This is a genomic window from Streptomyces sp. M41(2017) (assembly GCF_002078175.1).
Taxonomy (GTDB): Bacteria; Actinomycetota; Actinomycetes; order Streptomycetales; family Streptomycetaceae; genus Streptomyces.
Genome location: NZ_MWFK01000003.1, coordinates 411,896 through 424,035, shown reverse-complemented (window position 1 = coordinate 424,035; position 12,140 = coordinate 411,896). Strand labels below are relative to the sequence as shown.

The 12,140-nt window shown below is 70.4% G+C and carries 12 protein-coding genes; 7 read left to right on the top strand and 5 right to left on the bottom strand.

Features of this window, described 5'->3' with window-relative positions; translation table 11 throughout:
• Window positions 1–409 precede the first annotated feature (409 nt).
• Window positions 410–787, bottom strand: coding sequence for a PASTA domain-containing protein (locus B0675_RS38570; protein ID WP_143661157.1), 378 nt, complete (start codon window positions 785–787; stop codon window positions 410–412).
• Window positions 788–1,193: 406 nt separating this feature from the next.
• Here B0675_RS38570 and B0675_RS38565 point away from each other — a divergent pair, with 406 nt between their 5' ends.
• Both B0675_RS38565 and B0675_RS38560 read left to right on the top strand, forming a co-directional pair.
• Window positions 1,194–1,778: a DUF1062 domain-containing protein gene (locus tag B0675_RS38565; protein ID WP_081224427.1), complete on the top strand. Its 585-nt coding sequence runs from the start codon at window positions 1,194–1,196 to the stop codon at window positions 1,776–1,778.
• 171 nt (window positions 1,779–1,949) lie between these two features.
• Window positions 1,950–2,450, top strand: a complete 501-nt coding sequence (locus B0675_RS38560) for a GNAT family N-acetyltransferase (RefSeq protein WP_241540178.1) — start codon at window positions 1,950–1,952, stop codon at window positions 2,448–2,450.
• 7 nt (window positions 2,451–2,457) lie between these two features.
• Here B0675_RS38560 and B0675_RS38555 read toward each other — a convergent pair whose 3' ends face one another.
• Window positions 2,458–3,498, bottom strand: coding sequence for an Lrp/AsnC family transcriptional regulator (locus B0675_RS38555; protein WP_081224425.1), 1,041 nt, complete (start codon window positions 3,496–3,498; stop codon window positions 2,458–2,460).
• 156 nt (window positions 3,499–3,654) lie between these two features.
• Here B0675_RS38555 and B0675_RS38550 point away from each other — a divergent pair, with 156 nt between their 5' ends.
• Together B0675_RS38550 and B0675_RS38545 are read left to right on the top strand one after the other, a co-directional pair.
• Window positions 3,655–5,097, top strand: coding sequence for an MFS transporter (locus B0675_RS38550; protein ID WP_081224424.1), 1,443 nt, complete (start codon window positions 3,655–3,657; stop codon window positions 5,095–5,097).
• A gap of 21 nt (window positions 5,098–5,118) precedes the next feature.
• A complete protein-coding gene (locus B0675_RS38545) occupies window positions 5,119–6,318 on the top strand; it encodes an amidohydrolase (RefSeq protein ID WP_081224423.1) in 1,200 nt (399 codons plus the stop codon).
• A 103-nt stretch (window positions 6,319–6,421) separates the two neighbouring features.
• Here the strand turns inward: B0675_RS38545 and B0675_RS38540 are convergent, their stop codons facing one another.
• A complete protein-coding gene (locus B0675_RS38540; protein WP_081224422.1) occupies window positions 6,422–6,736 on the bottom strand; it encodes a hypothetical protein in 315 nt (104 codons plus the stop codon).
• Between the two features lie 265 nt (window positions 6,737–7,001).
• Here B0675_RS38540 and B0675_RS38535 point away from each other — a divergent pair, with 265 nt between their 5' ends.
• The gene (locus B0675_RS38535) at window positions 7,002–7,580 is read left to right on the top strand and encodes a fasciclin domain-containing protein (RefSeq protein WP_081224421.1); all 579 of its coding nucleotides are present in this window, start codon (window positions 7,002–7,004) and stop codon (window positions 7,578–7,580) included.
• Window positions 7,581–8,029: 449 nt separating this feature from the next.
• Window positions 8,030–9,601, top strand: coding sequence for an oleate hydratase (locus B0675_RS38530; RefSeq protein ID WP_081224420.1), 1,572 nt, complete (start codon window positions 8,030–8,032; stop codon window positions 9,599–9,601).
• 36 nt (window positions 9,602–9,637) lie between these two features.
• Here the strand turns inward: B0675_RS38530 and B0675_RS38525 are convergent, their stop codons facing one another.
• A complete protein-coding gene (locus B0675_RS38525; protein WP_081224419.1) occupies window positions 9,638–10,618 on the bottom strand; it encodes a DUF1731 domain-containing protein in 981 nt (326 codons plus the stop codon).
• Window positions 10,619–10,821: 203 nt separating this feature from the next.
• Here B0675_RS38525 and B0675_RS38520 point away from each other — a divergent pair, with 203 nt between their 5' ends.
• Entirely contained in the window at window positions 10,822–11,115 is a 294-nt protein-coding gene (locus B0675_RS38520; protein ID WP_081224418.1) for a hypothetical protein, read from the top strand.
• A 46-nt stretch (window positions 11,116–11,161) separates the two neighbouring features.
• On the opposite strand, the gene B0675_RS38515 is transcribed toward B0675_RS38520, so the two are convergent.
• Window positions 11,162–12,106, bottom strand: coding sequence for a hypothetical protein (locus B0675_RS38515; protein WP_081224417.1), 945 nt, complete (start codon window positions 12,104–12,106; stop codon window positions 11,162–11,164).
• Between the last annotated feature and the right edge of the window lie 34 nt (window positions 12,107–12,140).

Genomic DNA, 12,140 nt, shown 5'->3' with positions numbered 1-12,140 from the left:
GCGGTGCGCTCGGGCCGGTCGTCGCCGAGAAGGTCGGTGGTCCCGTCGAAGCCGCGTCGGGCCAGGTGCCGGGGATGAGGGTGTCGCGCGTTCATCCAGTGGGAACACCCGTGCGCCCGGTAGTCGGAAGGGCCGGTATACTTCACGTAGTGCTCGTCCCGGCAACTGCCGGCGGCCTGCGTTGCGTTGGTGGTCCAAGGAAAGACGTCCCGCTTCCTGCGGGGAGATGCAGGTGCAAGGCCTGCCCGGCGCTCCATGATGCGGATCCCGCCCCCATGAACACAGGGGGCGGGATCCGTTGTTTTACCGGAGCCCATCCGTCCAGGAGGGCGTGACCCCCCGTGAGAGCGGTTCGTGGCTCGCGCGCCGGAGCGGGTTGACCGACCGCCTGGCTCGGCGTCCGAACGGCTCAGTGGTCGGGCACGGTGATGGTGACGGTCGTACTCGTCTTGGCCGGGGTTCCGGGCGCCGGAGACTGGGCGGTCACCGTGAGCGAGTCGTCGCCGATGGAGGAGTCGTCCGTGAAGGCCATGCCGTAGTCCAGGTCCGCGAGTTGCTTCCGGGCGTCGGCGACCGTGTGACCGGTCAGGTCGGGAACGGTGCCCTGCGTCGACGTCGGACCGGGCTGCTTGTCGGAGGTCGGGGAGGGACTGGCCGTGGCCTGCGTCGGCGACGTCGGGCTGTCGCCATCGGTGCTGTGGCAGGCGCTGAGAGGGCCGACCGCCAGCAGCAGGCCGGCGAGGGGGAGGGCGACGCGACGGAGTGGGCGAGCGGCGAGGTGGTGCATGGCGGACTCCCCGTTGGTGAGGCCCCGGGACATTCGGGGCGTGCAGGACATCAGGGTGACCGACCGCTCGCGCGCGGCGCCATACGCATCGAGACGTAGGCGGGGCGCGGACTTGCCACTTCCTCTGTACCGCGGAGTGGGCCCGGCCGATGCTCCGTCCATCCCGGCGCCTCCCAAAGCGGGCCGACGAGGCGGGCGTTGGACGAACGCTCGGCAGCGAGATGTTCGAAAACCGGTGGAGCAGCGCCGCTCGGCGCCGCTACCGTGCTGCCGAGCCGAGTCGTCTGGGTGAGGACGTGCCGTTGTACACCGTGTGAGACCCCCCGAGAGCTGATCTGTCGCGCGTCGCACAGCTGCGCCGCGCTCCTTTTTGCTGCGGACTTCTCACTGAAACCGGTGTACTTCTGTGCTCAAAAGCTGGGTGGTCGTTCCCACCTGCCTGCCCCTCGTTCGCCGCCGTTGCCACGCCTGTGCGTCCGAACGCTTCCGGCCCAGCCGCAGGTTTCGGGTCAACGCGCACCACAAGCTCCTCGACGCTTGGCTCCTGGTGCTCTGCACGGGCTGCGGGGAGACCGAGAAGCTCACTGTCTTCGAGCGGGTGAACGTGCGCTGCGTCCGGCCCGAACTGCTGGAGAGGCTGCACGACAACGACCCACGTCTGGCGGCCGAGTTGCTCCAGGATCCGGTCGTACGGCGCCGTAATCGCATCGCCCTGGACTGGGCCGGCGCCTGGCGTCTCGACACCGGGGGACCGGATGACCCGGATTCCCTGGACCACGAGGTGCTCGATGTCTCGGTCCGCTTCGCGGCGCGGATCCCTGTCAGACCCGCGCGGCTGATCGCCGAAGGCTGCGCTCTGTCGCGGTCCGAGGTCGAAAGACTGGTCAAGGAGGGCAACCTCGTCTCGGCGGTCCGGCAGGGCAACCTCGTCTCGGCGGTCCGGCTGAGCGGCACGCTGTCCGCCGACTTCACGTTCACCCTGAAGCGCTGAGCCGTCCTCCTGGGGACCCACGGGCTTGTCCTGCGCCTGCCGCCGGACAGGCCCGTGGTCGCCTGCGCTACGACGAAGGTCTGCTGAGGGATACGGCACAGGTTTATGCGGGGTCATCCTGGCGCGCGAGTGAGCCACCGGCCGCGCGCGGCCCTCGTTACCCTTGCCCCCGTGGTCACACCAACCCTCTCCCCGATGACGTTCACCGCGGACGAGATCGCCGACGTCGTCGGGATCTACGGGAGCAACCCCGGGTACTGTCGCGCCGCCGGTGAGTACGACCCCGAGCACATCGACCCCGACCGGGTCGAAGCCGATCTGCGGGAGGAGGCCTGTGGCGAGGGGGGTCATGTTCTGCTCGCCCGGGACGGCCGTGGCCGCGCCGTCGGGCTGGTCTGTCTGCTCGACCGGCATCCCAAGGACGGGTATCCCTGGATCGGGCTGCTGATGGTGCGGGGGGATCAGCGGCGGCAGGGGCTCGGCCGTCTGCTCGTGCGTGCTGTGGAAGAGCGCTACCTCGGGCAGGGGCGGGACGGCCTGCGCCTCGCGGTCCTGGAGAACAACCCCTCGGGGTCGGCCTTCTGGAGCTCGCTCGGCTGGCAGGAGATCGACCGGCGTGCCGACGTCCGGTTCGAGCGGCCCTGCGTCGTGATGCACAAGCGGCTGGCCTGACCCCGGCTCACCTCGGCTCCCCGGGGACGACCCGGGGGAGCGGCGGTGTGTGGTGGTCCGCGGTGCGGGTGCGGACGGGTCGGCCTGCGCGTTTGTAGGTGCGCATGAGGAGGGCGGTCTGTACCTCGCGGACGCCGTCGAGTCCGGAGAACGCCCGGGCGTGGAACGTGTGCATGTCCGCCGCCGTGGGGTGGCTGCTGTAGCCGAGGACGTTGTCGTTCCCGGTGGTGACTACCAGATGCCGGATCGAGGGCTCGTGAGCGAGCCGCCGGAGCGCGGTGTCGAGGTGGGCGTGCTCCACACGGAGCCGGAAGCGCGCCTCCACCGGGTGGCCCAGCACGCTCGGCTCGGCGAACAGCCGCAGGTGGAACACGTGTGAGGCCATGAGCCGGTTGAGCCGCCGTCGCACGGTCGACTCGCCGAGGTTCAGCCGGACCGCGAGGCTGGTCATCGGCATGCGGGCGTCCTCCGCGAGCAGGTCCGCCAGCTCCCGGTCGATGTCGTCCACCGGGATCGGTGGCGGCGGCGGCAGCCCGTCCATCGCCAGCCTGCGCATACGCGTCGGCTCCGTCCCGTACGGCGTCCAGTCGACCGCGGTGAGGAGCAGGCGCAGCACGAGCGCGGAGTGGATGTCGAGCACGCCCGGCATCCCGCCGATCGTCCGGTCGATGAGGTCGAGCAGCTCGGCCTCGTCGGCGACGACCATCTCCGCGAGGACCACCAGGTCGCCCGTGGCCACCTCGACCGACCGGGTGTCGGGCCGGGCGGCGATGGCGCGGGCCACCTCCTCCAGACGGCCCGGAGCGCACCGCACGGCCAGCTCGACGACCAGCCCCTCGCCCAGGTACTCGCCCAGCAACGCGGCGATGAACCGTACCCGCCCGGTCCTGAGCATCCGTTCGAGGCGCCGGGCCACCGTCCGCTCGTGCAGCCCGACCTGCTCGCCGGCCTCGGCGAACGACGCGCGGGGCCGCTGCGCGAGGAACTGGAGAATCGCCAGGTCCGGACCGTCGAAGGACGACTGCTCCAGGGGATCGGTTTCCGCCATCTCCGCTCCTCTCATGCCCGAAAGCGCCATCCAGCACGTCCCTGTGCCTGGTCCAGGCTTTCTGCCGGGTGCATCTTGCCTGAATCCGGAGATGACCCGCAGATTACCGGACAGCATCCGCCAGCCGACCTTCGGCCGTCAGCAGAGGTACCGCCCATGCCTGAGGCAGTCACCAGACCGTCGCCCAGCTCCACCCCGCGGAACCGTCCCGTGCCCGTGTCCGCCATGGCCCTCGTGGTCTCGATCGTGCTCGTCGAGCTGTCCAGCGGCATCACCCAGGGATTCCTGTCGCCGGTCCTGCGCAGCCTGACCGACGTCCTGCACGTCACCGCCGCCGACCTCAACTGGATCAGCATCGCCAATCTGATGGCGAGCGTCGCCTTCACACCCCTGCTCTCACGGCTCGGCGACCTCCACGGTCATCGCCGCGTCCTGCGGTGGAACATCGCGGTCGTCCTCGCCGGATCCGTCGTCGTCGGCCTCGCCGGCTCCTTCCCGACCCTCCTGGTGGGCCAGGTGCTCCAGGGAGCCTTCGCGGGCTTCTTCCCCCTGCTGGTCGGCATCCTGCGCAACCGCAGCGACGCCGCCGAGAGCAGGAACGCCATCGGCACGATGGTGGCCGCGCTCGTCGGCGGCATCTGCGTCGGCGGTGTCGCCAGCGGGCTGGTCGCCCACTACGTCGACACACCGACGGCCGCCCTGTGGGTGCCGACGGCCGCCGTCGGCATGGCGTTCCTCGTGACCTGGCCCCTGCTGCCCGAGACGACGGAGCGCCCCGGTGGCCGTCTCGACGTGCGGGGAGGCGTGCTGCTGTGCGTCGGCCTTGTCGCGATCATGCTCGGGCTCGGGCAGGGCGGGATGCCGGGCTGGGCGTGGACATCGCCGCGTACCCTCGCCTGCCTGGTCGGGGGAACCCTGGTGACGGCGGTCTGGGCGTGGGTGGAGCTGCGCTCGCCGGACCCGATGATCGACGTACGACTGTTCCGGCGGCGCAACGTCTCCGTCGTCGCGGTGGTCACCACGACGTTCTCGTTCTGCATGATCGGCCTGCAGGTCGCCAGCGCCATCTTCATGGGCACACCGAAGGAGGCCGTGGGCTACGGACTCGGACTGGCGCCGCTGGAGATCGCCTTCGCGATGATCCCGTCGATGGCCGCGACCGGCGTCGCCGCCCTGGCCGCCCCCACCCTGGCCCGGCGGATCGGCGACCGCGCGACGCTCGTCACCGGCTCCCTGCTGATGGCGACGGGATACCTGCTCACGCTCGCCCTCCACAGCTCCGTCGCCCCGTACCTGATCTGCCAGGCCGTGGCCGGGCTCGGAGCCGGCGTGCTCCAGCAGTCCACCCGCACGCTCGCCGTCGAGTCGGTCCCGCGGGAGCAGACCGCCGTCGGCTCCGGCATCAACGAACTCCTCATCAACGTCGGCGGTTCGCTGGGCGCGGCCTGCGTGCTCGCCGTCACCGCCGCCAGTACACCGGCCGGCTCGGTCCTCCCGCAGTACGCCGCCTACGCGACCTGCTGGAGCGTGTGCGCCGCGACCGCCCTCGCCGGAGCGGCGGTCGCCCTGTTCTACCGCTCCGGCGCCCGCACCGTCTGACACCTCGAAGAAGGAACCCAAGTGAGCCACCACGACCCTCGTGAACTCGCCCGAGCCGTCGTCGCGCGACGCCAGGACGACGTCATCGCCCTCAGCCACAGCCTGCACGCGGAGCCCGAACTCGCCTACGAGGAGCACAAGTCGGCCCGCAAGATCGCCGATCTGATGGAGGGGTCCGGCTTCGCCGTGCGGCGGGGAGCCTACGGCCTCGACACGGCCTTCGAGGCTGTCGCCGGCAGCGGAGACCTGGTCGTCGCCGTCACCGCCGAGTACGACGCGCTCCCCGGCATCGGCCACGCGTGCGGGCACAACGTCAACGGAGCCGCCGCGGTGACCGCCGCCCTGGCCCTCGCACCGGTCGCCGACGACCTCGGCCTCACCGTCAAGCTCCTCGGCACCCCCGCCGAGGAGTACGGCGGCGGCAAGGTCGACCTCCTCGACGCGGGGGCATTCGACGACGTGGCCGCCGCCATGATGGTCCACGCGGCTCCCGTCGACGGCGTCGGCATGACGTCCCTAGCGATCGGCAGCTGGAAGGTGGCCTACACAGGCCGTGCGGCGCACGCCGCCGCCATGCCGCACCGGGGCGTGAACGCGGCGGACGCCATGCTCGTCGCCCAGGTGGCGATCAGCGCGTACCGGCAGCAGATGATCCCCGGCGGTGTCGTCCACGGTGTCGTCACCGGAGGCGGAGAGGCGCCGAACGTCATCCCGGCCCACGCGACGGCGGACTACGACTGCCGGGCCGCCACCGCCGAGGACCTGGCGGAACTCCAGTCCCGGATCCGCGCCTGCTTCGAGGCGGGCGCCCACGCCACCGGTGCGGAACTCGCCCTGGAGGCCGTCGGCAACGACTACGCCGACCTGCGCCAGGACCTCGCCATCACGGCCCTCTACCGGAACGCGGTCACCGACCTCGGGCGCCGCATCCCCGACACCGCGGACGCCCTGCGCGCCGGATCGACCGACATGGGGAACGTCTCGCACATCGTCCCCACCATCCACCCGTCCATCGGATACGACTGCGGCGACACGATCATGCACAACCCCGACTTCACCCGCTACGGCGTCAGCGCGGGCGCCGACCGCGCCGTCCTCGACGGCGGCCTGGCCATGGCCTGGACCACCATCGCCCTGGCCACCGACGAGAACCACCGATCGGACCTGCTGACCCGCCTCACCGACCGTCCGACCCCACCCCGCACGACGTCGGCCGCCTAGCCGACCCCACCCCGCGAGCACCCTGCGCGCGTCCCCGGCCGGAATCAGCCCCGGCCGGCAACCGACTCCCCGCCCGCAGAGGGCCGTCGTCAGCTGTCAGCCGTCAGCAGTCCGCCGCCGATCGAGCGGCGCCGTCCGCGCCGAAGAAGCGGCCCTCCTCGCAGAGGGCGTCGATCTCGGCGTTCTCCTCCGTGCTCAGCTGCGCGTCCAGCGCGACACCGATGACCCGGCGAGCGTGTGCCAGTCGCCGCGCGACGTCCCACTCGGTGACGAAGGCGCCGACGGTGCTGTCGTCGGCCGTTCCGGACGCCTGGCGCGCGCCGATGCGGTCGAGCGAGACGACGAACTCGTTCAAGTCCCGCAGAACGGTGAGGACGTCGTCGAGCGGCAGGCGGACTTCCCGGGAGGACACGTTCATGGGCTGCTGAGACTCCCGAGGTCGGCGATCCGGCGGCGCCCGCCGCCGGTCGACCCACAGTAGGGCATCGTCACACGTCGTAAGAATGCGACGAATACTAATAAATCCTCCCAATCCACCCATCCGGTTTCGGATCCGCTTCGGATAAGGGGTGTGATCGAGCCGAGCCGGAATGCGGACTCATGCGGGGCGTGTTCACGGCCGGCCTCGGTCGGCACCCATGAAAGGGCTCCCGATGAGTCCTCATCCCGAGGAGGTACCGATCATGGCCACCCGAAGCATGATCAACACGGCCGCCGTGGCCGCCGCGGCGCTCGCACTGCCCGTGTGCATCGGGCTTCTCGCCCCGGCCGCGCACGCGGACGACGGCGGGACGTTCGGGCCCGCGTGTTCGTCGGTTCCCAAAGAGGGGTCCGGCAGCCTGGCAGGCATGGCCCAGGACCCGGTAGCCACCGCCGCGTCGCACAACCCGGCGCTGTCGACACTCGTGGCGGCGGTGAAGAAGGCGGGCCTGGTCGACACCCTCAACAACGCCAAGAACATCACCGTCTTCGCCCCGACCAACGACGCCTTCAAGAAGATCCCGAAGGCCGACCTGGCCAAGGTGCTCGCCAACAAGGACCAGCTCACCAAGATCCTCACCTACCACGTGGTCGGCGAGAAGATCGCGCCGAACCAGCTGTCGAAGGGCTCCTTCAAGACCCTCGAGGGCGCCAACCTCACCACCGACGGATCGGACGGCAAGTACAAGGTCAACGGCACGGCGAACATCGTCTGCGGCAACATCAAGACGGCGAACGCGACCGTGTACCTGATCGACAGCGTGCTCATGCCGCCCACGTAGGGCCGGCGGCATCCGACGGGGATACGTCCGGACCGGGGCTCTTGGGGACATGCGGCCTCGGTCCGGACCTCACGCCGAGCTCCGAAGTCCCTGAAGTCCTCGGCCCGTTCGGGGTGTTCGGCCTGTCCGGGCCATCGGTCCAGCTCGGCGGCGCGGACACGGACGAGCGCGTCGACGGCGTGCTCGGGATCGATCGCCGAGTACCGCCGGCGCGCACCGGACAGCCGCCCGACCGGTCCCAGATCGTGCAGCCGGGCCAGGGCGCGGCGTCGCCCGCACCGAGGAAGCCGGCGTTCGCCAGGAACACCACCCGTTCGCGCGCCTCCCGATGCTGTCTCCCCCGAGCCCGTGCCAGCATCGGCCCCAGGACACGGCGACGACTCCCTTCCGTCGCCCCCGGCAGTGCTCTCCCGCCCGCGATGGCGGGCCACCGGAAATGAGTGATGGCTGTGGCGAAGGCATACCTGGTGGGCAGCGGCATCGCGTCGCTGTCGGCCGCCGCGTTCCTGATCCGCGAGGCGGGATTCTCCGGCGAGGACATCGTCATTCTGGAGGAGCAGGACCGCGAGGGCGGCAGCCTGGACGCGGCCGGTTCACCCGAGACCGGGTACACCATGCGGGGCGGCCGGATGTTCGAGGTGCACTTCGAGTGCACCTACGACCTGCTCTCCTCCATTCCCTCACTGGACGATCCGTCGAAGTCGGTCACGGAGGACACCTTCGCCTTCCACGACGACTTCGCGTGGAACGACCACGCCCGGCTCGTCGACGCCGCGGGCAAGGTCATCGACGCACACGCGATGACGTTCTCCGAACGGGACCGCCTCGAACTCGTCACGTGCGTGGCCACCCCCGAGCACAAGCTGGACGGCAAGCGCATCGCGGACCTGTTCCACCCGGACTTCTTCTCCACCAACTTCTGGGCGATGTGGTGCACCACCTTCGCCTTCGAGCCGTGGCACAGCGCGATCGAGTTCCGCCGCTACCTCAACCGGTTCGTGCACCTCTTCAAGACCTTCGACTCCATGTCGGGGATCTACCGCACGAGGTTCAACCAGTTCGACTCGATCGTCCGGCCGCTTCACGCATGGCTCACGGAGCAGGGCGTCACGTTCCGACTCGGAACCCGGGTCACCGACCTGGGACTCGCGCCGGGCGACCGGCTGACCGCCGAGTCGATCACCGTGGAGCGGGCCGGGAGGAGCGATCGGATCATCCTGGAGGACGGCGACCTCGTCATGGTCACCAACGGGTCGATGACCGCGAACTCCACCCTGGGCTCGACCGACACCGTCCCCGCCCTCGACGCCGACACGCGCAGTGGGGCATGGCAGTTGTGGGAGACCCTGGCGGCCAAGAGGGCCGGGCTCGGCGACCCGCGGGTCTTCGACTCCACGCCGGACGACTCGACCTGGGAGTCGTTCACCGTCACCACCAAGGATCCCTCCTTCTTCCAGCTGATGGAGAAGTTCAGCGGCAGCGAGGCCGGCAAGGGGGGTCTGATCACCTTCAAGGACTCCAGCTGGCTCCTCACCATCGTCCTCAACCACCAGCCGCACTTCCGCGAGCAGCCGGAGGACACCTTCGTCTGGTGGGGCTACGCCCTCTTCCCGGACAAGGAAGGCGACTTCGTCAGGAAGAAGATGCGTGACTGCACCGGCCGCGAGATTCTCGACGAGGTCCTGCAGCACCTGCCCTTCGAGCAGGAGCAGCGCGCCGGCATCCGCGACGCCTCGATCGTGATCCCCGCCCTGATGCCGTACATCACCAGCCAGTTCCTCGTCCGCAAGACCGGCGACCGGCCGCCGGTCGTTCCGGAGAACTCCACGAACCTCGCCTTCATCGGCCAGTACGCGGAAGTACCGGACGACGTCGTCTTCACCGTCGAGTACTCGGTCCGCACCGCATGGACCGCCGTCGCCGAACTCCTCGGACTCGACCGGCAACCCCCCGCCGTCTTCAAGGGGGCACACGATCCCAAGGTTCTCGTCGAGGCGCTCCAGACGCTGCACCGACGCTGACAGTCAGCGCCCTCCGGGGGCCGCACGGCGTGGAGTTCACGCGTGCGGGCCCCGGCCGCGGTGCGGACCACCGGCCTTCGACGCCCGGGCGCGCCGTACGAGGGTGGTGGCGGCCGAGGGCCACTCGGGGTGGGAGAAGGCGAATCCGGCCGCGCGCAGCCGCCCCGGCACCACCCGGCGGCTCTTGAGGAGCAGTTCGGTGTCCGAGCGCAACGCGAACGCCCCCGCCTCGGCCATCCGGCGCGTCGCGGGCAGCCCCACGGGCACGCCCCAGGCCGCGCGCAGCGCCCGCATGAAGTCACGGTGGGGAAGCGGACCGGGGGAGGAGAGGTTCACCGGTCCGTCGAGGTCGTCCCGGGCGATCAAAAACTCCACCGCTCGCACGAAGTCCTCCTCGTGAATCCAGGAGACGTACTGGGCGCCGCCGGCCACCGGACCGCCCAGCCCGAGCCGGGTCAGCCGCGACAGCACGTCGAACACGCCACCCCGGTCCGGGCTCATGACCATCGCCGAACGCAGGGCCACCTTGCGGGTCGTGGGCGTCGGCGCCTCGGCTTGCGCCCGCTCCCAGTTCCGCGCGATCTCGACGCTGTACGCCCAGTAGTCGGGCACACCGGGCTCCGTGCCCCCGATCACCCCGGTCGCCTCGTCGTGCGGAGCGTCGAAACGGTGGGCGTAGACCGTCGCCGTACTCATCTGCAGCCAGACGCGCGGTGGTCGTGCGGAGGCGGCGATCGCCTCGCCGACGGCCCGGGCCGAGTCCACCCGGGAGTCCATCATCGCTCGCAGGTTCTCGGGGGTGTATCGACAGGAGACGCTGCGCCCGGCCAGGTTGACGACGGCGTCGCAGCCGTCGATCGCCGTGGCCCAGGGGCCGAGCGTGATCCCGTCCCACTCGACGTCGTGAGCCCGCTTAGGGTGCCGGGTCAGCACCGTGACCTCGTGTCCGGCCGCCGTCAGCGCGCGGTCGAGTATCGCTCCCACCTGTCCGGTTCCCCCGGGCAGCACTACCTTCATCGAACCCCCTCGGCATCGTGGCGTGTTCAGCGTAACCCTTCTTTTTGAACATGTTCAACAGACTGGGGAGTGGTGGTCCCGTCCGCGATGCCGGCTGCCCGTTCCCCGTCGTCGGCGGGTCCGGAGGGGCGTCCGCTCCGGGCGTCCACTCCTTCGTCCCAACTCCGTGGTGATGATCCGCGATTCGGGGTACACGCCTCGCCATGGCACCGAAGACCGAACGCGTCCTGTTCCTGCGGGCCGTGCGACAGCTGCACCGCGTCCGCGCTTTCTACGTGATGGGCATCCTGATGTGGAGCGCATCGACCGTCTGGACGGCCTGGCAGTCGCCCGGGACCCGGCAGATGTGGGTCTCCGCCCTGCTCCTGGCCGTCTTCGGCGGACTTCTGCTGACGGCCACGCTCTCGCTGCGCCGCTTGGAGCCTCCGAGGACGGGCGAGCCCGTCCATCACGCGGCGACACGCAAGGCGACCGGGCCGCGCAAGGCGCACGCCTGAGCCTCGTCGGATCAGTGGATATGCCGGCCACGAGCGGACGCGGCGGTCATGAGCGGGTCCGGCGGATCGGGTGACCGGACGGGTCCGTGGTGAGCCACGATCCGTCTCCGAGAGGCCGGAGGTCGTACGGATTCTCGGTGCGAGCGTCGAACTCCCCGTGGACGCGGCCGGAGTGGGCGTCGACGGTGTAGTGCCGGAACCACTCCTGCTCGTCCTCCGTCTCGCCCATGAGGGAGACGACGAGGGTGTCCGGGCCGAGGTGGCCGCCGCTCCATTCCACGTAGATCTCGTCCGGGTCGTGCCCGAAGGCGTCTACCGACAGGGCGAACGTCACCATGCCGTCCGGGTAGGTGTGGAGGGCCACATCGGTCTGGTCGTGGGCCACCGTCATGAAGTGGCTCCCGTCGGGTGACAGACCGATGAGGCACCGGTCGTCCCAGGGGTAGGGGGCGAGGTCCATCCGCCCCTCGACCAGTGACGCCCGGTAGATCACCGAGCCGTCCTGGCCCTCACCCACGTCCAGCAGGACGTGACCGTCCTCCGGGTGCAGGAACTGCTCACCGCCGTGTCCGACCGTCCGCAGATTGGCCTGCGCGACGAGAGCCCCCGTGCCGGAGTCCAGGGCGACCCACTGGTCCGGCCGGCCGCGGCCCGCCATGACGTCGGGGCGGTAGACCCAGACCGTCGATCCGTCCAGCGACAGCACGCAACCGGGACGGTGCCCCATCCGGTGCTCGGAACGCGGCTCGAACCCCGATCGCCAGATCTCCACGCCGTCCGCCGTCACACAGACGGCTGCGTCGAGGGTGGTGTAGAAGGCGCGTTGGAGGTCGGGGGAGACGGCGTACTCGACGACGTCGTCGCCGGGGGAGGGCCGGCAGACCACGGTGGGGGTGAGCACGCCGAGGACTTCGGCGTCCAGGTCATAGGCGCAGATGTCCCCGTCGACGAGCCGGGTGACGAGCCTGAGGTGGTCCGCGGGGCGAGGCATGCTGCGGAGGCTAACGCGCGCGTGCGTCCGCGAC

Coding starts and splice junctions, on each gene's coding strand:
- B0675_RS38570 (WP_143661157.1), bottom strand. CDS start 787: ATGCACCACCTCGCCGCTCGCCCACTCCGTCGCGTCGCCCTCCCCCTC.
- B0675_RS38555 (WP_081224425.1), bottom strand. CDS start 3,498: ATGGCGGAAACCGATCCCCTGGAGCAGTCGTCCTTCGACGGTCCGGAC.
- B0675_RS38550 (WP_081224424.1), top strand. CDS start 3,655: ATGCCTGAGGCAGTCACCAGACCGTCGCCCAGCTCCACCCCGCGGAAC.
- B0675_RS38540 (WP_081224422.1), bottom strand. CDS start 6,736: ATGAACGTGTCCTCCCGGGAAGTCCGCCTGCCGCTCGACGACGTCCTC.
- B0675_RS38535 (WP_081224421.1), top strand. CDS start 7,002: ATGGCCACCCGAAGCATGATCAACACGGCCGCCGTGGCCGCCGCGGCG.
- B0675_RS38525 (WP_081224419.1), bottom strand. CDS start 10,618: ATGAAGGTAGTGCTGCCCGGGGGAACCGGACAGGTGGGAGCGATACTC.
- B0675_RS38520 (WP_081224418.1), top strand. CDS start 10,822: ATGGCACCGAAGACCGAACGCGTCCTGTTCCTGCGGGCCGTGCGACAG.
- B0675_RS38515 (WP_081224417.1), bottom strand. CDS start 12,106: ATGCCTCGCCCCGCGGACCACCTCAGGCTCGTCACCCGGCTCGTCGAC.